Origin of the sequence: Allobosea sp. (assembly GCF_030695125.1) — a bacterium.
Lineage (GTDB): Bacteria > Pseudomonadota > Alphaproteobacteria > Rhizobiales > Beijerinckiaceae > Allobosea.
In genome coordinates this window covers 1-25795 of record NZ_JAUYTP010000084.1, presented here as the reverse complement: position 1 = coordinate 25795, position 25795 = coordinate 1, and the positions used below count along the sequence as shown (strand labels likewise).

The following is a 25795-nucleotide window of genomic DNA, read 5'->3' as shown; positions in this document are numbered from 1 at the left end:
GCGTAAAGCTGGCATGTTCGCAACGTCCGAAACGGCATTCAAGATACGACCCCTGGTTCCCGCCAGGGTGCGAAGAGGTTCGATTACCGTTCCCATGGATGCAGACGCCCTCGTCCAGGCCATCGCGTCTTCCGCCGACCGGCAGGCCTTCGCGCGGTTGTTCGACCATTTCGCACCCCGCGTGAAGGGCCTGCTGATGCGCGGCGGTACCCCGCCCGACCTGGCCGAGGAACTGGCGCAGGAAACGCTGATGACGGTCTGGCGCAAGGCCGCCTTGTTCGACCCGACCAAGGCCGGCGCCAGCACCTGGATCGCGACGATCGCGCGTAATCTCAGGATCGACCACGCCCGCCGCGAAAAGCGCTCGCGCCTGTCGCAGGTGTTCGAAATCCTCGAGGAGGAGGGGCCGGAGCAGCCCGACCAGGTGATCTCCGGCTCGGAACGCGACGCCCGCGTGCGCCAGGCACTGACGGGTTTGTCGAAGGAGCAGTACCGGGTCGTCGAACTCGCCTTTCTCGAGGGATTCAGCCACCAGGACGTCGCCAACAGGCTGTCGATCCCGCTCGGGACAGTGAAGTCGCGACTGCGGCTCGCAATGGCGCATCTGCGCCGGCATCTGGAGGATCTGCGATGAACGCCCGGCATTTGGCGTCGGACGAGACTTTGGCCGGCTTTGCCGCAGGCCGGCTGGACGAGGGCATGTCGCTTGTCGTGGCCGCCCATGTCGAAATGAACCCGGCCTCGGCCGATGCGCTGCGCGAGATCGACGCGATCGGCGGCGCGGTGCTGGCGCGCGGCGAGGCCGTGCCGATGCTGTCCTCGGCCGAGGACGCGCTGGCGCGCCTCGGGGGCGGTCGCGAGTTGGGCCGCAGCCCCGCACCGCGTCGCGAGGCCGGCGTGCCGCGCGTGCTGCAGCCTTATGAATTGGGGCGCTGGCACATGATCGGGCGAGGGGTGTCGCTGCGGCGCGTGCATGTGCCCGGCGCGGAGGCCCGCGTCTTCATGCTGCGGGCCGCGCCTGGAACGCGTCTTCCCGAGCATCGCCACACCGGCAACGAATGGACCACGATCCTCGCCGGAGCCTATGAGCACGAATATGGCCGCTTCGCTCGCGGCGATTTCGACGAAGCGAACGAGGACCACGAGCACCACCCGCATGTCGATCCCGTCGAGGGCTGCACCTGCATCGTCGCGTTGACAGGCGAGGTCCGCTTCAAGGGCTGGCTCGGCCGCATGCTGCAACCGCTGGTGCGGCTGTGAGCGTCGCCTCCTTCGGTCTGGCGCTCGCAACCGTCGCGGCGCTGATGGCGGTCGCGATGAGCACGGCGTGGCTGATCGAGCGCCGCACCGGCAATTCGGGCTGGATTGACGCGGTCTGGACCTTCGGGCTCGGCGCCACCGGCATCATCGGCGCGCTTCTGCCGTTCGGCGAGGGGCCGCTGTCGCGGCGCCTGCTGGTGGCGGCTCTGGCGGCGGCCTGGGCGCTGCGGCTGGGGCTGCACGTCGCCTCGCGCACCCGCGGCATTTCGGACGATCCGCGCTATGCCAAGCTCAAGCGCGACTGGGGGGCCGACAAGGACCGCCAGATGTTCAAGTTCATGATGATGCAGGCTCTGGCAAGCGCGCCGCTCGCCATCGCGATCGTGCTGGCGGCACACAACCCGGCGCCCAGCCTCGGCCTGCAGGATCTGGTCGGCGTGCTGGTCTTCGCGCTCGGCGTCGGCGGCGGTGCGGTCGCAGACCGGCAGTTGCGGGCCTTTGCGCAGAACCCGGCCAACAAGGGCAAGATCTGCGACAGCGGGCTCTGGGCCTGGTCGCGGCATCCGAACTACTTTTTCGAATGCGTGCTGTGGGCGTCCTACCCCGCCATCGCGATCGCAGCCTCGGGCTACGCCTTCGGCTTCGTCGCCGTACTGGCGCCGCTGGCGATGACGCTGCTGCTCACCAAGATCTCCGGCATCCCGCCGCTGGAAGAGCATATGGTCGCCAAGCATGGCGAGGCCTACCGGGCCTATCAGCGCCGCACCAGTGCGCTGCTGCCCTGGCCGCCGGCCGCCCGGAGCGCCTGAACCCATGACCTTGATCGAGAAGCTCGGAGCCTGGGGCGAGCGCATCCCCTTGCCGGACTTCGTCAGCCGGGCGGGCATTGCGACGCTCGTCGGCCGGACGGACCGCACGCTTCGGCAGGACGGTGTCCAGCCCGACGCCGAGTTCGTGCGCGCCATGGCAGCCTATCCGGTCGCTAGGCATACAGATGCCGCCAACCAGCAGCATTACGAGGTGCCGGCGGCCTTCTTCCAGACGGTTCTCGGGGCGCGGCGCAAATACTCGTCCTGCTATTACGAGACGGCCGCAACGACGCTCGATCAGGCCGAAATCCGCGCGCTCGAACTGACTGTCGAGCATGCCGGCCTCGCGGACGGCCAGCGCATTCTAGAGCTCGGCTGTGGCTGGGGGTCGCTGTCGCTGTTCATGGCGGAGCGCCTGCCACGGGCCGAGATCGTCGCGGTCTCGAACTCCGCTTCGCAGCGGGCCTTCATCGAAGGCGAGATTGCCGCGCGGGGGCTGAGCAATCTGCGCATCGTCACCGCCGACATGAACGCCTTCCAGTGCGACGGCGGGTTCGACCGCATCGTCTCTGTCGAGATGTTCGAGCATATGGCGAACTGGGCGGAGCTTCTGGCGCGCGCGCGCGGCTGGTTGCAGCCCGACGGGCGGCTGTTCCTGCACGTCTTCACGCATCGCGCAGCCTGCTATCGCTTCGACGTCAACGACAAATCCGACTGGATCGCCCAGCATTTCTTCACCGGCGGTTTGATGCCGAGCCGGCGGCTGATCCATTGCTTTCCGGAGCTGTTCCAGGTCGAGCAGGAATGGCACTGGAGCGGCGAGCATTACCGCCGCACCGCCGAGGACTGGCTGGTCAATTTCGACAGCAACCTGCCGGTGATCGATCCGATCCTCGCGGATGTCTACGGCGCCGATGCCGCGCTGTGGCGGCGGCGCTGGCGGCTGTTCTTCCTGGCGACCAGCGGCCTGTTCGGTCACGCTTCGGGGGAATCATGGGGCGTCGGGCACTATCGGCTGCGACCGCGCTGACCCGCCGCTCTCAGAGCCAGCCCCAGCCCCGCATTGCGACCACCGCGCTGAACGCGGCTAGCGTCGAAACGCCGGCCACGATGGCTCCATAGAACAGGTCCGCCACCGTGATCTTCAGCGTCCAGGGACGCAAGGTCGCGTAATTGGTCAGATCATAGGTGCCATAGGCGAGAAGGCCGAGCAGCGCCCCGTTCGTGAACGCCGCGGTCGCGGAGGCTTCCTGCAAGGCGGGCATCAAGGCGAAATGGATCAGCAAGGCCGGGAACGCGAAGTAAAACAGCAGCGCAGGGGCCCACCTGATCTTGTCCAGAAGAAGCGCGCCGAGCGCGGGGCGATAGAGCGCACCGGCCATGATCGAGAGCCAGATCACGTCGATCACGCCGAAAACGAGAAGAAAGACGAGATAAGCTGCGATAAACGTCATGTGTCTCTCCAACCCGTTACTGGGCAATACGGCGGCGCGCGCTCGACGGATTGGTCGGCCATGGCGGGACAACACCGCGAACCGCCGGGTCTGCAAATCTGTTTGCGTCGACGCAGCGTATCAGTTTCCAATGCTCCGCTCCGTGGAGCGCCTGCGGCGACCTTCCGACGTCCTCAACCAACGTCGAGACCGTGGCTGCGTTCCAGCCTGAATCGGTAAGGTGGCCATGACGACCAGACAGACGCAGCAGGAGCCCATCGATCGCCCGGCCAGACCGGCCGTGGATTGGAGCCTGGGGCTGTCGCGGTCGTTTCTGGCGAGGCTGATGGCGAGGCTGGCGCGCGGCCGGCTCACCGTCGTAACGCCGGAAGGCGAGGTGCTCGTGCAGCAGGCCCCGGAGCCGGGGCCGGATGCCACCATCGTGCTGAAGCGCTGGCGTGCGATCCGGCGGCTGGTTCTGCAGAGCGATATCGGCTTCGCGCGCGCCTATTGCGACGGCGATTTCACCAGCCCCGACATGACGGCGGTGATCGAACTCGCCGCGGTCAACGATCATACGGTCCGGGCGCTGATTTCGGGCTCCTGGCCGGCCCGGCTGATCACCCGGGCGCTGCATCTGGGCCGGGCGAACACAAAGCGCGGCAGTGCGCGCAACATCACGGCGCATTACGACCTGGGCAACGCCTTCTACGCGCAATGGCTCGACGAGAGCATGACCTATTCCTCGGCGCTCTACACGCAGCCGGGACAGACGCTGGAGGAGGCGCAGGCCGCCAAGCTCGACCTGATCGTCGAGCGACTGCAGCTGAAGGGTGGCGAGCGCGTGCTCGAGATCGGCTGCGGCTGGGGCGCGCTGGCGGAGCGGCTGGCCCGCGAGGGCTGCCATGTCACGGGGATCACGCTCTCGCCCTCGCAACTCGCCTATGCGCAGCAGCGGGTCGCGGCGGCCGGCTTGTCAGACCGGGTCGATCTGCGGCTGCAGGATTACCGCGACACGACGGGGCAGTTCGACCGCATCGTCTCGATCGAGATGATCGAGGCCGTCGGGCGCGAATTCTGGCCGAGCTATTTTGCAACCCTGCGCAACTGCCTGAAGCCGGACGGGCGGATCGTGCTGCAGGCGATCACGATCGAGGACAGCCGCTTCGCCTCCTATGCGAGCGGGGCCGATTTCATCCAGCACTACATCTTTCCCGGCGGGCTGCTGCCGTCGCCGACCGCGATGCGCGAGCAGATCGCCGCCGCGGGTCTGAGCTTGGCGGAGCGCTTCAGCTTCGGCGACAGCTACGCGCTGACGCTGCAGGAATGGCGCCGGCGCTTCCTGGTGCAGTGGCAGTCGATCGGGCCGCTGGGCTTCGACGAGCCGTTCCGCCGGATGTGGGAATTCTATCTCTGCTATTGCGAGGGCGGCTTCCGCAGCGCGGCGACCGATGTCGGGTTGTTTGCCATTACGGTGAACCGGAACGCGGAGTCGGGACCGCGCTGAGGGGCAACTGGACCGCCCCCAGTCGACCGGTCCGCAGCCAGGGCCGCTGCGATCAGACCGGTCTTGCTCGCGGAGCCTGTCGTCCGGCAACGGAGGGCCACGCGATGACCCCTGCGCCGAAGATGGTCTCGCGCTCATCCTCGCGGGCCCTGAAGAACGGATAGAGCGCGTGGACGCGCGGTGCGGCCTTGCCGTAGTCGAGCTGCGACAGCAGAACGGGTTTGGCGAGGCCGGGATAGAGACGCGGCGCGCTGACGACCGTGTTGCCCCAGAGCCGGCGGTAGAACGGGTAATGCTCGGGCCGCACCGCCGCCAGCATGATGTCGGCGCCGAAATGCTCCATCGCCAGCCAGGGCAGCCGCAGCGTCAGATAGGGAAGCTCCGGCAGTTCGCGCGACCAGGCCGCGTCGGCGACGAATCGCGTCGGATCGACCAGCACGAGGCCGGCCTCGATCTGGGGGAGGATATCGTCGGGAAAGACGCTGGCGGTCGGAACCTGCGGCAGCCCCGGCACGGTGAGGCTGATGCGGATGGCTCCGGCCAGATCGCCATCCGCGTAGACGCCGAAGATCAGGCAGTTCGGCTGGTCGTCGACGGGATCGGTGAAGCGCTCGTCATCGCTGGGCGCGATCGCACCCTCGCGCAGATAGGCGCGATAGCGCAGGTTGAAGATGCGATCGCGTGCCTCCGCATCGACGGCGAGGCGGTACTCGACCCGGTCGAGCGCACGCATGACGCGGTCGTTCAAGGACAGCGTTTGGTGTGCGACGGCGAGGACCATGATGCGACCGACTATGGTTAAGAGATCTTAACCATCGGCGCGGCGAAACAGAGTCGTCAAGGCGGAGTCTGCACAAGAATGCGCCAGACCCACCGTCGTTCAGGGTGGTCGTCCGCGGATCTGCGACAGAGATGCGACGGGTATCAACCCGCCGTCACGTCCGGCGGGCCAGACGGCGCACATTCGGGCGCTCGACCGTCGCGGTCAGGGACCGCGCCGCGAAGGTGCCGATCAGCTGGCGAACCAGCGGGGTCGCCTGGGGGCGGGCGAGCAGATAGCCCTGAACCTCGTCGATCGCGCCCATCTTCACGAGGCCGTCGAGCTGCTCGGCCGTCTCGACGCCTTCCGCGACGACCGTCAGGCCGAGCTCCTTGCACAGGCGGGCGATGCCGACCAGCAGGGTCTGGTCCTTCCGTGTCTCGCGGCCGCCGGAGACGAAGGACCGGTCGATCTTGATCTTGTGGAAGGGGAAGGACTGGAGATAGCTCAGGCTCGAATAGCCCGTTCCGAAATCGTCCAGCGAGATCCCGACGCCGAGATCGCGCAGTCGCGTGAGGGTCGACAGGGCCAGGGCATCGTCCTGCATCAGGGCCGATTCCGTGAGCTCGATCACGAGCCTCGTGGCCTTCAGTCCCGAGCGGGTGAGCGCGTCGCTCACGTCCTTGACGATGACATCGCCGCGAAAGTGGATGGCCGAGATGTTGACTGCAACCGAGACGCTCTCGGGCCACAGCGTCGCCTCCCGGCACGCCTTGTCGAGCACGACGCGGCCGATCTGCGTGATCAGCCCGACCTCCTCGGCGATTCCGATGAAATCGCCGGGCGCCACGATCCCCTTCTCGGGATGGCGCCAGCGCAGCAAGGCCTCGCAGCTCGTGATCCGGCCGGTGCCGATCGCGACGATCGGCTGGTAGAAGATCTCGAATTCGTCGCGAGCCAATGCCTCCCGCAGGTCGATCTCGACGAGGCGGCGCGCGCGCGCGGCGTCGATCATGCCGGCGTCGTAGAAGCGGGCGCAGCCTCGGCCGGCGGACTTGGCTGCATAGAGCGCGAGGTCGGCATTGCGGATGACGATGTCGGCGTCGCGCCCGTCGTCCGGGCTGATCGCGATGCCGATGCTCGCGCTGGTGACGATGGCGTTGCCCTCGATCTCGTAAGGCTGGAACAGGCTGGCGCCGACGCGGGCTGTGATCTGTTCCAGCGCGCAGCGATCGACCATGCCGGGCATGACCACCACGAATTCGTCGCCGCCGAGCCGCGCAATCAGGGATGCGGAATCCAGCAGCGCCGCCAGCCGGCGCGCCACCTCGATCAGAAGGGCATCGCCATAGGGATGGCCCAGCGTATCGTTGACCTTCTTGAAGTGATCGAGATCGATGAACAGGATTGCGAAGCCGTTATCCGCGCTGGCCATCCGTGTCTGCAGATGGGTCTTCAACAGACTGCGGTTCGGGAGGCCGGTGAGCGGGTCGTAATGCGCGAGCTGGCGGATCGTGTCCTCCTGCAGGCGCTGCTCGGTGATGTCCTCGATCACCACGACCGTTCCTTCGACGCCCGAGATCCGGAAGGTGAGTTCGAGGATGTGGCCGTTGGCGAGACTGGCGGTCAGCCGCGCCTCGCTCTGATCCCGCAGGGCGAGGCGCGCGGCAAGGACGAGACTGCGCAACTGGGTGCGGCCGATCAGGCCCGCGCGCTGGCAGCAGATGAGAAAGCGGCCGATGCTGCGGCCGGGCACGGCCAGACCGGCGGGCAGGCCCATGATGGCGGGAAGGCGGCGATTGACCAGCGACAGCCTGCCTTCGCCATCGAACATGCACAGGCCATGCGCCATGTTGTCGAGGGCAGCCTCGAGACGGGACGCGAGCAGGCGCTCGCGCTTGGCCGAGACGATGGCTGTCGTCAGCGTCGCGCGGAGCTTGTCGGCGATCGCCTTGAAGCTGAGCAGGAAGGGGCCGAGAACGCAGGCGACGATCGCGTAATGGCCGTTGCCGCCCAGGACGAGGCCCGCCAGCAGGGGCACGCCGGCGCAACTCAGCTGGGCCAGCACCAGCATGCGGCTGCCATAGTTGCGGCCGGCGACGCCGATCATGTTCGCCAGGGTCATCGAGAAGGCGAGGAGCTGGACGGGGGCGCTGGCGTCCAGGGCAAAACTGAGAAATGACCAGGTGCCCAGCACCAAGATATAGGCCGACGAGAAGACGGTGTAGCGCCGCTCCCAGCGCGCGGCGTCGCCGGGGTTGCCGATCTGCCGGTCGGCCGCCTTGAACTGCGCGACATCGGCGGTGCGGATCAGCGTCAGGGCGAGCAGGACGACGGCGCAAACATAGAACGCCGGATGCTGCGTCATTGCCGCACTGACGAACGCAGCCAGCACCGTCCCGCTCGACCCGATCAGCAGGGTTCGCGGATCGGCATAGAGCGAGCGCACCAGCGAAATGTAGACCTCGTCGCGCAATCCCTGATCGTTGACGCGAGGAGAGGTTGGGGGGTGCATAGGGTGTCCTTGCGGGCCGGATGCCAGCACGATCCGCGGCTGCGGTTAACATCAAGTTGTGGTCCCAGCCATCCAATCCGGCAGTGCTCATTACGTTCCGTCAATATGTGGGGTTTGGTTAAGACGGTGGTCAGCTTTGACATGGCAATGCTTGGCGTCATCGCTCTGCCCGCCTGTTGGACACCTTGATCATGACCGTGTTCCCCGCCGTCGACGCGCGGCCGGCCAGCGTCGCCACCGCGCTGCCCTGCAACGCGTGTCTGTTCGATCAGGGCGACGCTTCAGGCATGGCCGGCGCCCAGGCATGCCCCTGGAAGCTCGCCTTCCTGAAGCGGGTCGCCGATGCGCGGCGGCTTGCGGTGGGCGCGAGGACCCGCTGCGACGCCTTTTCGCCCGGCTTTGCCTGCGGCGAACCCGATCCGGATGGCGCCGCCGCGACGGGGCTCATCCGACGCCTCAGCTGATGACGGGCGCCTGGGCCGGCGCTGTCACGATGGCATGCGCGAGCGCGAAGGAGGTCTCGAATGCGGGGACCGGCAGGAATTCGAAGCGCGAGTGGAAGTTGTAGGCGCCGGTGAAGAAGTTCGGGGTGGGCAGGCCCCGTGCCGACAGCGCCGCGCCATCCGTGCCGCCGCGCATCGGGATCAGCTTCGGCTCGATCTTCAGCTCTGCCATCCCCGCGAGCAGCCGATCGACGCTGCGGCGATCCTCGCCGAGGCTGTCGGCGATGTTGCCATAGGTGTCGGTGACGGTGCAGGAGACGCGCCCCGTCGGATAGCGCGATGCGGTCAGGTCAGCGACTTCGGCAACCTTGCGCTTGCGGCGCGCGAAGCTCTCCCGGTCGAAGTCGCGGATGGCGAGCTTGAGATGCGCCTGGCTGGCATGGGCCGTCAGCTCGATGAACCAGACATAGCCTTCGCGGCCCTCGGTGTGCTCGGGCGTCTCGGCGCGGTCGAAGGCCGCGATGAAATCATGGGCCATGAGGAGCGGGTTGACCATCACGCCCTTGGCCGACATCGGGTGGGCGCTGACGCCGGTGAAGACGATCTCGCCCCCTGCCGCGTTGAAGTTCTCGATCACGACCTCGCCAACCTCGCAGCAGTCGATCGTATAGGCGAAGTCGCAGGGGAAGCGCGCGAGATCGAGCGCCTTGGCGCCACGCAGCCCGATCTCCTCGTCGGGGACGAAGGCGACGGCGATGTCACCATGGCTGTCGTCGGGGCCCAGCGTCGCCAGAAGGGTCATGATGATGGCGATGGCTGCCTTGTTGTCGGCGCCGAGCACGCTGGTGCCGTCGCTGAAGATGACGTCCTCCCCCGCCCAACGCGTGATCTCGGGATGGTCTGCGACGCGCAACCAGATGTCGTGCTGTTCATTCAGGCGGAGGTCCTGGCCCTCGAAGCGCAGGATCTGCGGGCGGATGACCGGCGAGAGGCCGGAATCGACCGTGTCGACATGGGCGATGAAGCCGATCCCGGGGGCGGCCGCAACCGTCCCGCGCTTCAGCGCGGTGACGGTGGCGTGGTCATCCACGACGACGTTCTCGAGCCCGAGCCCGCGCAGCTCATCCGCCAGCAGATCGGCGAGACGCTGCTGGCCCGGTGTGCTCGGCAGGGTCGCGGCGTTCGCGTCGCTCTGGCTCTCGATCGCGACATAGCGGAAAAAGCGCTCGATCAACTGCTCGCGGATGGTCATGCTCGCTCCGATGGCGGGTGTGCGGACGCCGACAGGTCCGGCGTGCGGCGGTGGCTTCCCGCTTAGCGAGGCCGGTTGCGAAAATCGAGGTGACGATGCGACGCCTGGGTGCCTGGCCTCAACCTGTCATTGGGGGCGCCTGCTGCGGTCAGGCCTGCTACGCAGTTCGAGATTCGCGCGTTATGGCGCGAAACGGGGCACGGGGCCGCTTGCGTTCGGCCTTCGCTTCGCAGAGGAGTGGCCGGCATCATCGAGACGGGCCTGCCTCACGGCCCGGATCTGCCCTGATCAGCACCGCAGAACGAAACGGGTCGGACTGGAAGAAGCGAGCATGAGCAATCAATATGTCGAGAAGGTCCTGTCGGTTCATCACTGGAACGACACGCTGTTCAGCTTCCGCACCACCCGCAATCCCGCATTCCGCTTCGAGGCCGGCCAGTTCGCGATGATCGGCCTGATGGTCGAGGGGCGCCCGCTGCTGCGCGCCTACAGCATGGCCTGTGCGCCCTACGATGACGAACTCGAGTTCCTCAGCATCAAGGTGCCCAACGGGCCGCTGACCTCGCGGTTGCAGAACATCGTGCCCGGCGACGAGATCCTGATCGGCCGCAAGGCCACCGGAACGCTGCTGCACGACAATCTGCTGCCCGGCCGCAACCTGTATTTCCTCTCGACCGGGACGGGGCTGGCGCCCTTCATGAGCCTGATCCGCGATCCCACGACCTATGAGCGCTTCGAGAAGATCGTCCTGATCCATGGCGTGCGACTGGTCTCGGAGCTGGCCTATGAGAGCTTCATCCGCAAGGACCTGCCGGCCGACGAGCTGATCGGCGAGATGGTCTCGGCGCAGCTGATCTATCACCCGACCGTCACCCGCGAAGACTATCCCAATCGCGGGCGCGTGACGGAGCTCTTCGCCTCGGAGGACTGGTTCAGCTCGCTGGGTCTGCCGATGGCCGATGCCGCGCATGACCGCGTCATGCTCTGCGGCAGCCCGGCGATGCTCGCGGACATGAAGGTCCAGCTCGAGGGGCGCGGCTTCGTCGAGGGCTCGAGCTCGACGCCGGCGACCTATGTGGTGGAGCGCGCCTTCGTCGAAAAATGAGGCGGGTTGGCGCAACGGCACTGCCCGTCGTGTAGGCAGACAGCGCGATTTCGCGCTTGAAGCGGTCCGGCGGGCGTGATGACCTGCACCGGTCTTGCCGTTCGCCCGGAGCCGCCGCCTCATGTCGCCTCGCATCGCCTTCGGCGGGTTCCTGCACGAGACCAATACCTTCGCGCCGAGCAAGGCGGGTCTCGACGCCTTCGTCCAAGGGGGCGGCTGGCCGTCGCTGGCGCGAGGCGAGGACGTGTTCGAGGCGGTGCGCAACGTCAATGTCGGCGCATCGGGCTTCGTCGAGACCGCGCGCGGGCTCGGCTGGGAGATGGTGCCGACCTTGTGGTGCGCCGCCAGCCCCTCCGCCCATGTCACGGCGGAGGCCTTCGAGACGCTGCTGAGCGAGCTGGTCGAGGCCATCACGGCAGCGCTGCCGCTCGACGGGGTCTATCTCGATCTGCACGGCGCCATGGTGGCGGAGGGCTTTCCCGACGGGGAGGGCGAGACGCTGCGGCGGGTGCGCGCCGCCATCGGCCCGAATGTGCCGCTCGTCGCCAGCCTCGACCTGCACGGCAATGTCACGCAGCTGATGGTCGACAGCGCCGATGCGCTCGTCGCCTACCGGACCTACCCCCATGTCGACATGGCCCTGACGGGGAGCCGCGCGACAACCTATCTCGCGCGGCTGATCGGCACGGCGAAGCGTGACGCGAAGGCCTTCCGGCAGATCCCCTATCTGATCCCGATCGCCTGGCAGGCCACCGCGATGGAGCCGTGCGCGACGATCTATGCCGAACTCGCCGCGCTCGAGGACGAGAGCGTGCCGACGCTGTCCTTCCTGCCGGGCTTTCCGGCGGCCGATTTCGCCGATTGCGGGCCGACGGTCGTCGCCTATGGCGCGACGCAAGGCGACGCCGACCGGGCGGCCGACGCCGTGACGGCGCGCGTGCTGGCGAGCGAGGCGGCCTTCAACGGCAAGGTCTTCGCACCGGACGAGGGCGTGCTGGCTGCGATGGCGCTGGCGCAAGGAGCGACAAAGCCGATCGTCATCTCCGACACGCAGGACAATCCGGGGGCGGGCGGCGATTCCGACACGATGGGCATGGCGCGCGCGCTCGTCCGCAACGGCGCACAGCGGGCGGCGATCGGGCTGATCGTCGATCCCGAGGTGGCGCGCCAGGCGCATGAGGCGGGCGTCGGAGCGACGATCAAGGCTGCGCTCGGCGCCAAGTCCGGCATTCCCGGCGATGTCCCGCTCGAAGGCGAGTTCGTCGTCGAGCAGTTGTCGGACGGGCGCTTCGTGGCGCCCGGCCCGTTCTTCGGGGGATCGCGGATGAATCTCGGGGCCTGCGCGGCGCTGCGGATCGGCGGGGTCCGCATCGTCGTCGCCTCGCGCAAGGCGCAGATGGCCGACCAGGCGATGTACCGGCAGGTCGGCATCGAGCCGACCGAGCAGGCGATCCTCGTCAACAAGAGTTCGGTGCATTTCCGCGCCGATTTCGAGCCGATCGCGCATTCGATTCTGGTCTGCGCCGCGCCCGGCCCGATGCCGGTCGATCCTTCCGTTCTGCCCTGGAAGCATCTGCGCCCGGGCCTGCGCACCGCGCCGCTCGGCCCCGTCTTCGGCTGATCGCCCCCCAACCCTCCCGGAGTTGCTTGCCATGCCTGCCCTGACCGCGATCGAGGCCTTCACGGACGAGCTCGTCGCCATCCGCCGCGATCTCCACGCCCATCCCGAGATCGGCTTCGAGGAGGTCCGGACGTCGGGCATTGTCGCCGAGAAGCTGGCGGCCTGGGGCATCGAGGTGCATCGCGGCATCGGCGGCACCGGCGTGGTCGGTATCCTCGAAGGCACGGGCGGGCCGGGCCGGCGCATCGGCCTGCGCGCCGACATGGACGCGCTGCCGATGGACGAGATCACCAACCTGCCCTGGCGCTCGACCATTCCGGGCCGGATGCATGCCTGCGGCCATGACGGCCACACCACGATGCTGCTGGGGGCGGCGCGCTATCTCGCCGAGAATCGTGGATTTGCGGGCACCGCCATCTTCGTGTTCCAGCCGGCGGAGGAGGGGCTCGGCGGGGCCCGGGCCATGCTCGCCGACAACCTGTTCGAGCGCTTTCCCTGCGACGAGATCTACGGCATCCACAATGCGCCTAACCTCGACCCCGGCCAGATCGCGGTCTTCCCCGGTCCGGCGATGGCGGGCGCGGATTTCTTCGACATCAAGATCACCGGCAAGGGCAGCCATGGCGCCATGCCCCATGTCGGGCGCGACCCGGTCATCGTCGCGATCTCGCTGGCGGCGGCGCTGCAGACGATCGTCAGCCGCAACGCCGATCCGCGCGAGGCGGCGGTGCTGTCGATCACGCAGATCCATGCCGGCTCGGCCTATAACGTGATCCCGGAGGAGGCGGTGCTGGCCGGCACGGTGCGAACCTTCTCGCCCGAGATCGCCAAGCTGATCCGCGAGCGCATGCGCGAGATCTGCGCCGGCATGGCGCTGACCTTCGGCGTGCAGATCGACATCGACATCCGCGGCATCTTCGACGTGCTGGTGAACCATCCCGAGCAAGCGATCGCGACGGCGGCTGTCGCCACCGAGATCGTTGGGGCGGGCAACGTCCTGACCGAGCCGAAGCCGGTGATGGGCAGCGAGGATTTCGCCGACATGCTGCGCGTGGTGCCGGGCGCCTATGCCTGGGTGGGACACGCCGGCAGCGTGCCGGTCCACAACCCGGCCTTCGTGCTCGATGACGGCATCCTGCCGATCGGGGCGAGCCTGCTGGCGCGCCTCGTCGAAACGCGCAGCAAAGCCTGAGAGCGCCCCGCATGAACCCCGCCGATCTGCCCCTCGATCTCGACAGCCTGCTCGCGGGCCTGCGGCCCTGGATCGAATGCGAGAGCCCGACCTTCGACGTCGCGGCCGTGAACCGGATGATGGATTTCGCGGCGAGCGAACTCGTCGCGGCGGGGGCGAGCGTCACGCGCTTTCCCGGCCCGCCCGGGCTCGGCGACTGCGTGCGCGGCGACTTCCCGCATCCGCTGCAGGGCGAGCCGGGCATCCTGATGATGTCGCATCTCGACACGGTGCATCCGGTCGGCACGCTGAAGACGCTGCCCTTCCGGCGCGACGGCTGGCGCTGCTACGGGCCGGGCATCCTCGACATGAAGGGTGGCGCCTATGCCGGGTTGCAGGCGATCATCGCGTTGGCCAAGGCGGGCATCGAGACGCCGCTGCCGGTCAGCGTGCTCTTCACCAGCGACGAGGAGATCGGCAGCCCCGGCACGCGCGAGTTGATCCTCGAGCAGGCGCGCCGGCACCGCTTCATCCTGGTTCCCGAGCCGGGGCGGCCTGGCAACGGCGTCGTCACCGGGCGCTATGCGATCGCACGCTTCAACCTGCTCGCCGAGGGGCGGCCGAGCCATGCCGGATCGCAGCTCAAGAACGGCCGCTCCGCGATCAGCATGATGGCGCAGCAACTGCTCGCGATCGAGGCGATGACGGATGACGACTGCACCTTCAGCGTCGGCGTGATCCAGGGCGGGCAATGGGTCAACTGCGTGCCGACGACCTGCTGCGCCGAGGCGCTGAGCATGGCCAAACGGCAGGAGGATCTCGACCGCGGCGTTGAGCGCATGCTGGCGCTGAGCCTGCAGAATGACGACGGCACGCGCTTCACCGTCAGCCGCGGCGTCACCCGCCCGGTCTGGGAGCCCAATGCGGCGACGCTGGCGCTGTTTGGGCTGGCGCGCGAGGTCGCCGCCGAGCTCGGCTGGGCGCTGGAGCATGGCTCGGCCGGAGGCGGCTCGGATGCGAATTTTACCGGCGCCGAGGGCATCGCCTCGCTCGACGGGCTCGGGCTGCTCGGAGCCGGCTATCATACGCTGGGGGAGCATATCGAGGTCGACAGCCTGGCGCAGCGGACGCGGCTGATGGCCGGTCTCCTGGTGCGGTTGACCGCGTGAGGACGCCGGGCGAGCATGGCCCGCCCGTGGCACAGTGCCTGCATAGAACAAGGCGCGTCGATCGAGCCGGAAACGTTGAGGGGAGAGCACCATGACATTGCGTTTGAAGACACTGGCGGCCGCTTGCGCGATCGTCGCCGGAGCCTCGCTCGCGCAGGCGCAGACCTTGAAGATCGTCATGCATTCCGACGTGAAGATCGTCGATCCGATCTGGACGACGGCCTATATCGTCCGCAACCACGGCTACATGATCTACGACACGCTGTTCTCGATGGACGAGGCCGGCAACATCAAGCCGCAGATGGTCGATAGCTTCACGGAATCGCCGGACAAGCTGACGTACAAGTTCACGCTGCGCGACGGCCTCACCTGGCATGACGGCAAGCCGGTCACCACTGCCGACTGCATCGCCTCGATCACGCGCTGGTCGGCCAAGGACCCCGTCGGCCAGAAGCTGATGACCTTCGTCGACACGATCACCGCCGACGACGCCAAGACCTTCACGGTGAAGCTGAAGTCCCCGACGGGCCTGTTGATTTTCGGCCTCGGCAAGCCGTCGTCGAACGTGCCGTTCATGATGCCCGAGCGCGTGGCGAAGACCGACCCCAACACCCAGATCTCGGAATTCGTCGGCTCGGGACCCTTCGTGCTGAAGCTCGATGAGTGGAAGCCGGGCGACAAGATCGTCTACACCAAGTTCAAGGACTACAAGCCGCGCGCTGAACCCGCTTCGGGCCTGGCCGGCGGCAAGGTCGCCAAGGTCGATCGCATCGAGTGGCTCGCAATGTCCGACCAGCAGCAGGCGGTCAACGCCCTGCTCGCCGGCGAGATCGACATGGTCGAGCAGCCGGCCTTCGACCTGATCCCGCTCCTGGCCGGCGATAAGAACATCAAGCTGTGGAACTACAACCCGCTCGGCCTGCAATACACGATGCGGTTCAACCACACGCAGCCGCCCTTCGACAATCCGAAGATCCGGCAGGCCGTGACCTATGCGCTCAACCAGAAGGACTTCCTCGAGGCGACCGTCGGCAACCCGGAATACTACAACGTCTGCAAGGCGATGTTCGTCTGCGGCACGCAGCTCGCCTCCGAGAAGGGCATGGAGGGGCTGCTCGAATCGAACTTCAAGAAGTCGCAGGAACTGCTCAAGGAGGCCGGCTATGACGGCAAGCCGATCGTGCTGCTGCACTCGACCGACCTGCAGTCGCTGACCAATCTCGGGCCCGTCGCCAAGCAGCTGCTCGAGAAGGGCGGCTTCAAGGTCGATATGCAGTCCTCCGACTGGCAGACCGTGGTGTCGCGCCGCGTCCGCAAGGACCCGGTCGACAAGGGCGGCTGGAACCTGATGCAGACCTCCTGGGTCTCGGCCGACATTCTCAATCCGGTGATGGCCGGCTTCTTCAATGCGAGCTGCGACAAGGCCGCCTTCGGCTGGCCCTGCGACGCGCAGATGGAGAAGCTGCGCGACGACTTCGCCCGCGAGCCCGATCCGGCCAAGCAGAAGGCGATCGCAGAGGCCGTGCAGATGCGCTGGCGCGAGATCGTCACCCATGTCCATCTCGGCCAGTACAATGTCCCGATCGCGGCGCGCACCCGCCTGACCGGCATCCTGACGGCGCCGGCGCCGGTGTTCTGGAACGTCGAGAAGAAGTGAGCGGTATGAACCCGTCTACCGCTTGGGCTGATGGTCCCTCAGCCCTGATCCTGAGGAGCCATTCCGTCAGGAATGGCGTCTCGAAGGATGGTCGCGGAGGCTCCCGAGCGATCCGGAGCGTCCTTCCAGACGGCCCTGCGGGCCCCCTCTTGATGAGGGCTTGCCTGAGCCCAAGCCTGCGGACCAGCCGCTGATGGCCAGCTATATCCTGCGGCGCCTGCTGGCGACGATTCCCGTGCTGGTGATCGTTGCCGTCCTGGTCTTCCTGATGCTGCGACTGACGCCGGGCGATCCGGCGGCGGTCATCGCCGGCGACAACGCCACCACCGAGCAGATTGCGCTGATCCGCAACCGGCTCGGTCTCGACCAGCCGATCCTGACGCAGTTCCTGATCTGGGCCGGCAATCTCCTGCAGGGCAATCTCGGCGAGAGCTTCTTCTTCAAGAAGCCGATCGGCGAGCTCATCGTCGGGCGGATCGAGCCGACGCTGTCGCTGGCGTTTGCGACGATGCTGATCGCGATCAGCGTGGCGATCCCGCTCGGCGTGCTGGCCGCCTACAAGCACGGCTCCTGGATCGACCGCGTCGTGATGGGCTTCTCGGTGCTCGGTTTTTCCGTGCCCGTCTTCGTCATCGGCTATGCCTTGATCTATGTCTTCGCGATCACGCTGGGCTGGTTTCCCGTGCAGGGCTACCAGCCGCTGTCGGGCGGGTTGGGCGGCTTTCTGCACAGGCTCGTGCTGCCCGCGGTGACGCTGTCGGTGATCTACATCGCGCTGATCGCGCGGATGACGCGCGCCAGCGTGCTCGAGGTTCTGAACGAGGACTATATCCGCACGGCCCGCGCCAAGGGGCAGGTCGAGCGCAAGATCCTGTTCCGCCATGCGCTGAAGAATGCGGCGGTGCCGATCGTCACCGTCGTCGGCATCGGGATCGCACTCCTGATCGGCGGGGTGGTGGTGACGGAAAGCGTGTTCTCGATCCCCGGCCTCGGGCGGCTCACCGTCGATGCCGTGCTCGCCCGCGATTATCCCACCATCCAGGCCGTGATCCTGCTGTTCTCGGGCGTGTATGTCGGCATCAACCTGCTGATCGACCTCGCCTACAGCCTGTTCGATCCGAGGATCCGCTATTGAGCGCCGAGCCAACCCTTCTCGCTCCCGTCGCGGCCGAGCCGGCGCCGCCGACGCGGACCGTGCTGAAGCGCCTCGCCCGCAATCCGGTCGTCGCGATCGGCAGCACGGTGCTGATGCTGATGACGCTGCTGGGGCTGTTCGCGCCCTGGCTCGGCACGATCGACCCGACCGCGATCAACCCGAGCACGCGCAACCGCCTGCCGGGTTTCGAGCGCACGATTCGCGCCGATGACGGCTCGACCACGGTGTTCAAGCACAGGATGGGAACGGATTCGCTCGGCCGCGACGTCTATAGCCGCGTCGTCTATGGCGCGCGGGTGTCGCTCCTGATCGCGGTCTCGGTCGCGTCGGTGGCTATCGCGATCGGGCTCGTGATCGGGCTGATCGCCGGTTATGTCCGCCCGCTCGACGGTGTCATCATGCGCTTCATGGACGGGTTGATGGCGATACCGGGCATCCTGCTGGCCATTGCCGTGGTCTCGCTGTTTCGCAGCGGGCTGACCTCGGTGATCATCGCGATCATCGTGCCGGAGATCCCGCGCGTGGTGCGGGTGGTGCGCTCGATCGTGCTGTCGGTGCGCGAGGAGCCCTATGTCGAGGCCGCGATCATGGCGGGCACGCGCCTGCCCAAGCTGATGGTGCGCCATATCCTGCCCAACACGATCGCGCCCCTGATCGTGCAGGGCACCTTCATCGCCGCGTCGGCGATCCTGGTCGAGGCGATCCTGTCCTTCCTCGGCATCGGCATCCCCCCGGAAATCCCGACCTGGGGCAACATCATGGCCGAGGGGCGCAACCTGTTCCGCGTCTTCCCGCACAACATCCTCTATCCGGGCATTTTCCTGGGCATCACCGTGCTGGCGGTGAACATGCTCGGCGACGGCCTGCGCGACACGCTCGATCCCAAAATGGCGGGACGGTGAACGATGGCTGGCCGATGAACAACGCGCCCACACCCGTCCTCGAAATCGCGGGCTTGAGCATCGCGCTGCCGGGCGGCGGCGACCGGGCGAGGGCGGTCGACGACGTCTCGATCAGCGTTGCGGCCGGCGAGATCGTCTGCGTCGTCGGCGAATCCGGCTCCGGCAAGTCCGTCACCGCCTTTTCCGTCATGGGCCTGCTCGCCAAGGCCCTCAAGCCGGTCGCGGGTGCGATCAGGCTGGAGGGGGAGGATCTGCTGACGGCGTCGCCCCAGCGGCTGCGGGCGCTGCGCGGCGACCGCATGGCGATGATCTTCCAGGAGCCGATGACGGCGCTGAACCCGGTGCTGACGATCGGCGACCAGATCGAGGAGGTGCTGCGCATCCACACCGATCTCGGGCCCACCGAGCGGCGCGCGCAGGTGCTCGCGATGCTGGAATCGATGCGCCTGCCCGAGCCGGAGCGGATGCACGCCTCCTACCCGCACCAGATCTCGGGCGGGCAGCGCCAGCGCGTGATGATCGCCGCCGCGCTGATCCTCGATCCGGCGCTGCTGATCGCCGACGAGCCGCCGACGGCGCTCGACGTCACCCCGCAGGCGCAGATCCGGCGGCTGATCAAGGACATGCAGAGCCGGCGCGGCACCGGCGTGTTGTTCATCACCCATGATTTCGGCGTCGTTGCCGAGATCGCCGATCGCGTCGTGGTGATGGAGAAGGGGCGTGTGGTCGAGCAGGGACCGGCCGCCGATATCCTGACCCGGCCGCAGCACCCCTATACGCAGATGCTGATCGCCGCGGTGCCGAGCCTCAAGCCCGCCATCCGCAAGCCTGTCGCCGGCCCGCTGGCGCTGGAGACGGTCGGGCTCGGCAAGACCTACAGCTCCAAGGCGCTGTTCCGGAAGGAGCGCCTCGTGCATGCCGCCAAGGATGTCGCGATCAAGGTCCGGCGTGGCGAGACCGTCGGCATCGTCGGCGAATCCGGTTCCGGCAAGACGACGGTGGCGCGCTGCGTCGCGCGGCTGATGCCGCCGAGCGTCGGGTCCATCCTGGTGCCCGACATCGACATTGCGCAACTGCCCGAGCGGCGGCTGCGGCCCTATCGCCGCAAGATCCAGGTCGTGTTCCAGGACCCGTTCCGCTCGCTCAATCCGCGGCGCACCGTCGGCGCTTCGATCGTGGAAGGGCCGATGAATTTCGGGTTGAGCGCGAGTGACGCGTTGCAGCGGGCGCAGGACCTGATGGCGCTGGTGGGCCTGCAGCCGAACGCGCTCGAACGCTACCCGCATCAGTTCTCCGGTGGTCAGCGCCAGCGCATCGCGATCGCGCGGGCGCTCGCGATGGAGCCCGACATCCTGATCGCCGACGAGGCGGTTTCCGCGCTCGATGTGTCCGTGCAGAAGCAGGTGCTGGCGCTGCTGGCCGATGTGCAGGAGCGCTTCAACCTGGCGATCCTGTTCATCACCCACGATCTGCGCGTGGCGGCGCAGATCTGCGACCGGATCGTGGTCATGGAGAAGGGCGTCATCGTCGAGCAGGGTGCGACCGCGCAAGTGTTCTCCGCGCCGGCCCATCCCTATACCCGGGCTCTGATCGAGGCGGCGCCGGGACGAGAGTTTTCGACAAGCGTCGCCGTTGACGCTGTCCCGGGCTGACCGGATAGTCCGGCTCCTTTCCGGGGCGAAGGCGGCGGGCGCATGGACGACGAGATCCTCTACGCGGTGGAGGGCGGGATCGGCACGATCACGCTGAACCGGCCCCAGGCGCGCAACGCCCTGACCTTCGCGATGTATGAGCGGCTGGCCGCGATCTGCGCCGATCCGTCCGCGCATGGCGCCCCCAAGGTGCTCATCGTCACGGGGGCAGGCGAGCAGGCCTTTGCGGCCGGCACCGACATCGCGCAGTTCCGGGCCTTCGCGACGCCCGAAGACGCGCTGGCCTATGAGGACAAGATCGAGGCCGTCATCACCGCGATCGAGTCCTGCCCGATCCCGACCATCGCGGCGATCTCCGGGGCTGCGACGGGCGGCGGCGGCAGCATCGCCTGCGCCTGCGATCTCCGGATCGCCACCGGATCGGCGCGCTTCGGCTATCCGATCGCGCGGACGCTCGGCAATTGCCTGTCGATGGCGAACTACGCCCGGCTGGCGGCGCTGCTGGGGCCGGCTCGGGTCAAGGACATCGTCTTCACGGCGCGGCTGATCGAGGCGCAGGAAGGCCATCGCATCGGGCTCTACAGCGAGGTTCTTCCCGATCACGCTGCGCTGATGGCGCGGGCGCGGGATTTGGCGACGACGATCGCGGGGCATGCGCCGTTGACGATGCGCGCGACGAAGGAGGCGCTGCGCCGCCTCGCCAGCGCCGCGGCGCCGGCCGATGGCGGGGATGACCTCGTGGTGATGTGCTACACCAGCGCCGATTTCCGGGAAGGCATGGAAGCCTTCCTGGCCAAGCGGGCCCCGCGCTGGCAGGGCCGCTGACCGGTCGCGCCAGCCCTCCGCGGCAGCGCGCGCGGGCTCCCGGGGCACGGCGGCGCCCCGCTGGCGCGTCCGTCGCGGACCGGCGCAACGGCCGCGCCCGTATTGCACCGATTTGGGTCAGTTGAGGTTGGCCTCGATCTTGCTCGCGCAGCGTTCGGTAACGGAACGGCAGTGGGAGCGTCACATGACCCGGATCCCCGGCAAGGCCCAGTTCGCGGCCTGCGAGTGCGGCTCCCCTTCGATCGCGATTCCGGCGACCATCGTCGATGAGGCGCTCGTGTCCTGCGGCGGCTGCAGCCGCGTCATCGGTTCGTGGCTGGGCTATAAATCCTTCGTCAGCCGTTCGATCGGACTGGAAGCAGGTGGCTTGCCGAGCGCTCCCTTCATCTGCGTCGATCCGATCCTGACGCTATCGCGGGAAGAGCCGTGGGCGGCCCATTGAGGCCGTCACCGGACGATCACCGCACAATATCCCCGGGGAGAGCGCGGCCATCGCACAGTCTTCTGTTCCCGCCGTGATGCTGCGACATGTGCGCTTTCTGCGCATGAAGAGAGAGGCGCGCCTCCGTCGCAACGCCTGTGGTCGTGGAGCCAGAAACTGACCATCGCGCGCTGTCGGTCGCGCTCGACGCAACGGCGGGCCATGCTGGCATGGTCCGTGCTTGATTTTGTTTGCGGCGAGCCTTGTATCGATGTTCCTCGGTGCAGAACAGCTGTCACAGTACTGAACTACCATGAATTTAACTGGCGGGCTGAATTTGAGGAGGCGTTACGGCAGATGTCGAGCCCGCCGTGAACCGAAGCCCGGGAAGAGCGGGCTTCGTGCGATTAACCCCACCACCATTTCGTTGCCCGAATGGGTTTGATTTGAGACGAGAGCGGATCGACGAGGACCCGGTTGGGTTGGTAAGTCCGTCGATTGTATTGTCATTTTGGGTCTGCTAGCGGCCCACATACGTTGCGGAAGCGATAGGCATGACATTGATTGTTCCTGTGATTCTCGCTGGTGGTGCTGGTACGCGACTCTGGCCGTTGTCCCGCGACACGATGCCCAAGCAGTTCATCGCGCTTTTGGGCGAAGGGCTCTCGACCTTTCAGGCGACATTGCTGCGGGTCGCCGGCGCGCCATTTGCCCGCCCGATCATCATCACCAACCATGAATTCCGTTTCATCGTCGCCGAGCAGATGCAGGCGGTCGGTGTCGAAGGCGAGATCGTGCTCGAGCCGGAGCGGCGGGATTCCGCCGCCGCCATCGCCGTGGGTGCGCTGCTGGCGCGCCGGGCCTCGCCCGATGCCGTCGCGGTGGCTCTGGCGGCCGACCATGTCGTTCAGGACGCCGCGGCGTTCCGGGGCGATTGTCTGGCTGCGGCCGAGCTGGCGAGCAGCGGTCTGATCGTGACGCTCGGCATCGTGCCAAGCGCGCCGTCGGTCGCTTATGGCTATCTCGAGCCGGGCGAGGGCCTCGGCAATCCGCGGATGAAGCGGCTCAAGCGTTTCGTCGAGAAGCCCGACGCGGTGACCGCGCAGAGCTATCTGGACGCAGGCTTCCTGTGGAACAGCGGCAATTTCGTTTTCTCGACCGCCACCATGATCGAGGAGCTCAACGAGTTCGCGCCGGATGTCCTGGCGGCGGCGCGCGACGCCATTGCCGCCGCGGCATCCGATCTCGATTTCCTGCGGCTCGATGCGAAGGCCTTCGCGCAGGCGACGCGCATCTCCATCGACTATGCCGTGATGGAAAAGACCCGGCACGCTGCGGTGATCGCGGCGACCTTCGACTGGTCCGATATCGGGGCCTGGGATTCGATCTACGATGTGATGGACAAGGACGCGGCCGGCAACGTGCTCCGCGGACCGGTCTTCACGGTCGATACGACGAATTCACTGCTGCGCAGCGACGACATGCTGCTGACCACGATCGGGCTCAAGGATGTCGTCGTCGTCGCGACCCGCGATGCCGTTCTGGTCTCGTCGAAGGCGGCCGCTGGCCAGGTGAAGCAGCTCGTCGAGCAATTGAAGAAGGCGGGACGCCCCGAAGCGACGGAGCATCTGCGGATCTACAGACCCTGGGGCTGGTATCAGCGCATCGACATCGGCTCGCGTTTCCAGGTGAAGCGCATCAACGTCAAGCCGGATGGCAAGCTCAGCCTGCAGAAGCATTTCCATCGTTCCGAGCACTGGGTCGTGGTGCGCGGCACGGCCGAGGTCACGCTGGACGGCAAGGTCAGCCATGTCCACGAAAACGAGTCGATCTATCTGCCGATCGGTTGCACGCATCGGCTTTACAACCCCGGCAAGATCGAACTCGAATTGATCGAGGTCCAGGTCGGAAGCTATACAGGCGAAGACGACATCATCCGCATCGAGGATATCTACGCCAGAGCCTAGTTCGGGAGGGTGATCGCGCGATGGCGGGCGATGCTCGCTGTTGCGGTCGCGAGAGGCCTTCCCTCCCATTTCGTATCAACCGTTTCCGCTCTTGCCGGGCGCTGCTGGAGAACGCCGATGAAAATCGTCATGGTCGGGTCAGGATATGTCGGGCTCGTGTCCGGCGCCTGCTTTGCGGATTTCGGCCATGAGGTCGTCTGCGTCGACAAGATGGAAAGCAAGATCACGGCGCTGAAGCAGGGCGAGATCCCGATCTTCGAGCCGGGGCTGGCCGATCTGGTGCGCAGCAATGCCGAGGCGGGGCGTCTCTCCTTCACGACCGATCTCGCCGGGCCTGTCGCCCAGGCCGATGCGGTGTTCATCGCGGTCGGCACGCCGTCGCGTCGCGGAGATGGCTTCGCCGACCTGTCCTATGTCTATGCCGCGGCGCGCGAGATCGCGCATGCGCTCAACGGCTATACCGTCATCGTCACCAAATCGACCGTACCGGTCGGAACCGGCGACGAGGTCGAGCGCATCATCCGCGATCTGCGTCCCGACGCCGATTTCGCCGTGGTGTCGAACCCGGAGTTCCTGCGCGAGGGCGCCGCGATCGAGGACTTCAAGCGCCCCGACCGAATCGTCATCGGCACGGACGATCTGCGCGCGCAGGCGGTGATGGCCGATGTCTACCGGCCCCTCTATCTCAACAGCGCGCCGATCCTGAACATCAGCCGCCGGACGGCCGAGCTCACCAAATATGCCGCCAACGCGTTCCTCGCGACCAAGATCACCTTCATCAACGAGATGGCGGATCTGTGCGAGCAGGTCGGCGCCAACGTCCAGGACGTCGCGCGCGGCATGGGCCTCGACAACCGCATCGGCGGCAAGTTCCTGCATGCCGGGCCCGGCTATGGCGGTTCCTGCTTTCCCAAGGACACGCTCGCGCTGATCAAGACGGCGCAGGATTACGGCACGCCGTCGCGGATCGTCGAGACGGTCGCGTCGGTGAACGACCAGCGCAAGCGGGCGATGGCCAAGAAGGTCGTCGCCGCCTGCGGCGGCTCGGTGCGCGGCAAGACGATCGCGGTGCTGGGGCTGACCTTCAAGCCCAACACCGACGACATGCGCGATGCGCCGTCGCTGGCGATCGTGACCGCGCTGCAGGATGGCGGGGCGAGCATCCGGGCCTTCGATCCCGAGGGCATGGAGCAGGCAAAGACAATGCTGCCGCCGGGCGTGGTCTATTGCAAGGACGCCTATGAATGCGTCGAGGGGGCCGATGCGGCGGTCATCGTCACCGAGTGGAACATCTTCCGGGCGCTGGATTTCGACCGCATCAAGGCTGCGATGGTCACGCCCATCCTGGCCGATCTGCGCAACGTCTACCGGGCCGAGCAGATCCGCGGCAAAGGCTTCACCTATGTCGATATCGGCCGGGGCGTGATGACCCCCGAGGCGAAGTCAAACGAAAACGCGGCCTGACGCGCCGGGTCTCGCCGTAGACTGTCGGCCTCGCTCCCGTCCGCGCGTCTGACGGGCAGCGAGTCTGAGACTTGCCTGACGGGGATCTCCCGGGGTCGGCCGGTGTCCGCCGGGCGAGCCCGGGTCGATCGCCGATCATACCAGCCCTGGAGACAGCGTGTCTCGGGCATGGTCCGGCCGGCGGGGATGTGCCGGCCTTGCGCCATCGCCGCAACGTCATAGCGCTCGGTTCCGGGCCAGCCCCCGCACACCCAGACATTGCAGCAGCACGCAGTAGCGCGTCCTGAACGGTCAAGCTTGAGCGCTATGGCTCCATCCGGTTGCGAGATCCGGGATGGTGGCGCGTGCGTTGGCCCCAGCGCCGCTCGCCGTCAGGAGTTCAATGCCGATATTTACCATTACCCGGAGAGTTTCGGGGTCGGAAAGCAATCTGCGTTGACCGAGAGGAGAGTTAAAAATAGATTAACGGCTGGAGTTTAATTGGAGACACTGATGCGCGCGCCGCTTTCACTGCCGCAGGTCGATGATTTCGTTGCCTTGGCGCAGTCGGGTCGCACATTGGCAATCGTGTCAACGGCGGTCGGATTCCAGGCCATCGGGGCGGAGTAAAAGCAGGCCAGTGGCGGCGCCGGAGGACGATATGCAAAGGGCCCCGATCGGGGCCCTTTGCATATCGTCGCGTTCGTTTCTGATCAGCCTCCGGTTA

At 67.0% G+C, this 25795-nt stretch carries 22 protein-coding genes; 18 read left to right on the top strand and 4 right to left on the bottom strand.

The window, feature by feature from the left end:
• Nucleotides 1–94 precede the first annotated feature (94 nt).
• Genes Q8S38_RS23995 through Q8S38_RS23980 form a run of 4 tightly spaced genes read left to right on the top strand, consistent with a single transcriptional unit; the run spans nucleotide 95 to nucleotide 3099 of the window.
• Entirely contained in the window at nucleotides 95–634 is a 540-nt protein-coding gene (locus tag Q8S38_RS23995; RefSeq protein WP_305682835.1) for a sigma-70 family RNA polymerase sigma factor, read from the top strand.
• Nucleotides 631–1260: a ChrR family anti-sigma-E factor gene (locus tag Q8S38_RS23990; protein ID WP_305682834.1), complete on the top strand. Its 630-nt coding sequence runs from the start codon at nucleotides 631–633 to the stop codon at nucleotides 1258–1260. The genes Q8S38_RS23995 and Q8S38_RS23990 overlap by 4 nt, the downstream gene beginning before the upstream one ends.
• Nucleotides 1257–2069 (top strand): DUF1295 domain-containing protein, encoded by an 813-nt coding sequence (locus Q8S38_RS23985; protein WP_305682833.1) that lies wholly within the window; start codon nucleotides 1257–1259, stop codon nucleotides 2067–2069. Before Q8S38_RS23990 ends, Q8S38_RS23985 begins: the two co-directional genes overlap by 4 nt.
• A gap of 4 nt (nucleotides 2070–2073) precedes the next feature.
• Nucleotides 2074–3099, top strand: a complete 1026-nt coding sequence (locus tag Q8S38_RS23980; protein WP_305682832.1) for an SAM-dependent methyltransferase — start codon at nucleotides 2074–2076, stop codon at nucleotides 3097–3099.
• A gap of 10 nt (nucleotides 3100–3109) precedes the next feature.
• On the opposite strand, the gene Q8S38_RS23975 is transcribed toward Q8S38_RS23980, so the two are convergent.
• Entirely contained in the window at nucleotides 3110–3523 is a 414-nt protein-coding gene (locus Q8S38_RS23975) for a DUF2177 family protein (RefSeq protein WP_305682831.1), read from the bottom strand.
• A 226-nt stretch (nucleotides 3524–3749) separates the two neighbouring features.
• Here Q8S38_RS23975 and Q8S38_RS23970 point away from each other — a divergent pair, with 226 nt between their 5' ends.
• Nucleotides 3750–5009, top strand: coding sequence for an SAM-dependent methyltransferase (locus Q8S38_RS23970; protein WP_305682830.1), 1260 nt, complete (start codon nucleotides 3750–3752; stop codon nucleotides 5007–5009).
• A gap of 52 nt (nucleotides 5010–5061) precedes the next feature.
• On the opposite strand, the gene Q8S38_RS23965 is transcribed toward Q8S38_RS23970, so the two are convergent.
• Together Q8S38_RS23965 and Q8S38_RS23960 are read right to left on the bottom strand one after the other, a co-directional pair.
• Nucleotides 5062–5742 (bottom strand): N-acyl amino acid synthase FeeM domain-containing protein, encoded by a 681-nt coding sequence (locus Q8S38_RS23965; protein ID WP_305682829.1) that lies wholly within the window; start codon nucleotides 5740–5742, stop codon nucleotides 5062–5064.
• 202 nt (nucleotides 5743–5944) lie between these two features.
• Nucleotides 5945–8284 (bottom strand): putative bifunctional diguanylate cyclase/phosphodiesterase, encoded by a 2340-nt coding sequence (locus Q8S38_RS23960; protein WP_305682828.1) that lies wholly within the window; start codon nucleotides 8282–8284, stop codon nucleotides 5945–5947.
• Nucleotides 8285–8475: 191 nt separating this feature from the next.
• Between Q8S38_RS23960 and Q8S38_RS23955 the strand changes: the two genes are divergently transcribed.
• Nucleotides 8476–8748 carry a hypothetical protein gene (locus Q8S38_RS23955; protein ID WP_305682827.1) on the top strand — a complete coding sequence of 91 codons (273 nt, stop codon included), beginning with the start codon at nucleotides 8476–8478 and terminating at the stop codon, nucleotides 8746–8748.
• On the opposite strand, the gene pepT is transcribed toward Q8S38_RS23955, so the two are convergent.
• Nucleotides 8741–9979 (bottom strand): peptidase T, encoded by a 1239-nt coding sequence (pepT, locus tag Q8S38_RS23950; protein WP_305682826.1) that lies wholly within the window; start codon nucleotides 9977–9979, stop codon nucleotides 8741–8743. The two genes, Q8S38_RS23955 and pepT, sit on opposite strands and share 8 nt — an antisense overlap.
• A 331-nt stretch (nucleotides 9980–10310) precedes the next feature.
• Here pepT and Q8S38_RS23945 point away from each other — a divergent pair, with 331 nt between their 5' ends.
• From Q8S38_RS23945 to Q8S38_RS23890, 12 genes are all read left to right on the top strand, one after another.
• A complete protein-coding gene (locus Q8S38_RS23945) occupies nucleotides 10311–11084 on the top strand; it encodes a ferredoxin--NADP reductase (RefSeq protein WP_305682825.1) in 774 nt (257 codons plus the stop codon).
• A gap of 121 nt (nucleotides 11085–11205) precedes the next feature.
• Nucleotides 11206–12705, top strand: coding sequence for a M81 family metallopeptidase (locus Q8S38_RS23940; RefSeq protein WP_305682824.1), 1500 nt, complete (start codon nucleotides 11206–11208; stop codon nucleotides 12703–12705).
• Between the two features lie 31 nt (nucleotides 12706–12736).
• Nucleotides 12737–13897, top strand: coding sequence for a M20 aminoacylase family protein (locus Q8S38_RS23935; RefSeq protein ID WP_305682823.1), 1161 nt, complete (start codon nucleotides 12737–12739; stop codon nucleotides 13895–13897).
• A gap of 11 nt (nucleotides 13898–13908) precedes the next feature.
• Entirely contained in the window at nucleotides 13909–15045 is a 1137-nt protein-coding gene (locus tag Q8S38_RS23930) for a M20/M25/M40 family metallo-hydrolase (RefSeq protein ID WP_305682822.1), read from the top strand.
• Between the two features lie 91 nt (nucleotides 15046–15136).
• Nucleotides 15137–16702 (top strand): ABC transporter substrate-binding protein, encoded by a 1566-nt coding sequence (locus Q8S38_RS23925; RefSeq protein ID WP_305682821.1) that lies wholly within the window; start codon nucleotides 15137–15139, stop codon nucleotides 16700–16702.
• Between the two features lie 193 nt (nucleotides 16703–16895).
• The gene (locus tag Q8S38_RS23920; RefSeq protein WP_305682820.1) at nucleotides 16896–17837 is read left to right on the top strand and encodes an ABC transporter permease; all 942 of its coding nucleotides are present in this window, start codon (nucleotides 16896–16898) and stop codon (nucleotides 17835–17837) included.
• Nucleotides 17834–18760 carry an ABC transporter permease gene (locus Q8S38_RS23915; RefSeq protein ID WP_371125960.1) on the top strand — a complete coding sequence of 309 codons (927 nt, stop codon included), beginning with the start codon at nucleotides 17834–17836 and terminating at the stop codon, nucleotides 18758–18760. Before Q8S38_RS23920 ends, Q8S38_RS23915 begins: the two co-directional genes overlap by 4 nt.
• Before the next feature lie 14 nt (nucleotides 18761–18774).
• Nucleotides 18775–20412: an ABC transporter ATP-binding protein gene (locus Q8S38_RS23910; protein WP_305682819.1), complete on the top strand. Its 1638-nt coding sequence runs from the start codon at nucleotides 18775–18777 to the stop codon at nucleotides 20410–20412.
• A 42-nt stretch (nucleotides 20413–20454) separates the two neighbouring features.
• Nucleotides 20455–21237, top strand: a complete 783-nt coding sequence (locus tag Q8S38_RS23905; RefSeq protein WP_305682818.1) for an enoyl-CoA hydratase — start codon at nucleotides 20455–20457, stop codon at nucleotides 21235–21237.
• A gap of 184 nt (nucleotides 21238–21421) precedes the next feature.
• Complete coding sequence (locus Q8S38_RS23900; protein WP_305682817.1) at nucleotides 21422–21679, top strand: hypothetical protein; 258 nt, start codon at nucleotides 21422–21424, stop codon at nucleotides 21677–21679.
• A 533-nt stretch (nucleotides 21680–22212) separates the two neighbouring features.
• Nucleotides 22213–23625, top strand: coding sequence for a mannose-1-phosphate guanylyltransferase/mannose-6-phosphate isomerase (locus Q8S38_RS23895; protein ID WP_305682816.1), 1413 nt, complete (start codon nucleotides 22213–22215; stop codon nucleotides 23623–23625).
• 117 nt (nucleotides 23626–23742) lie between these two features.
• Nucleotides 23743–25089, top strand: coding sequence for a UDP-glucose dehydrogenase family protein (locus tag Q8S38_RS23890; RefSeq protein WP_305682815.1), 1347 nt, complete (start codon nucleotides 23743–23745; stop codon nucleotides 25087–25089).
• Nucleotides 25090–25795: the final 706 nt, after the last annotated feature.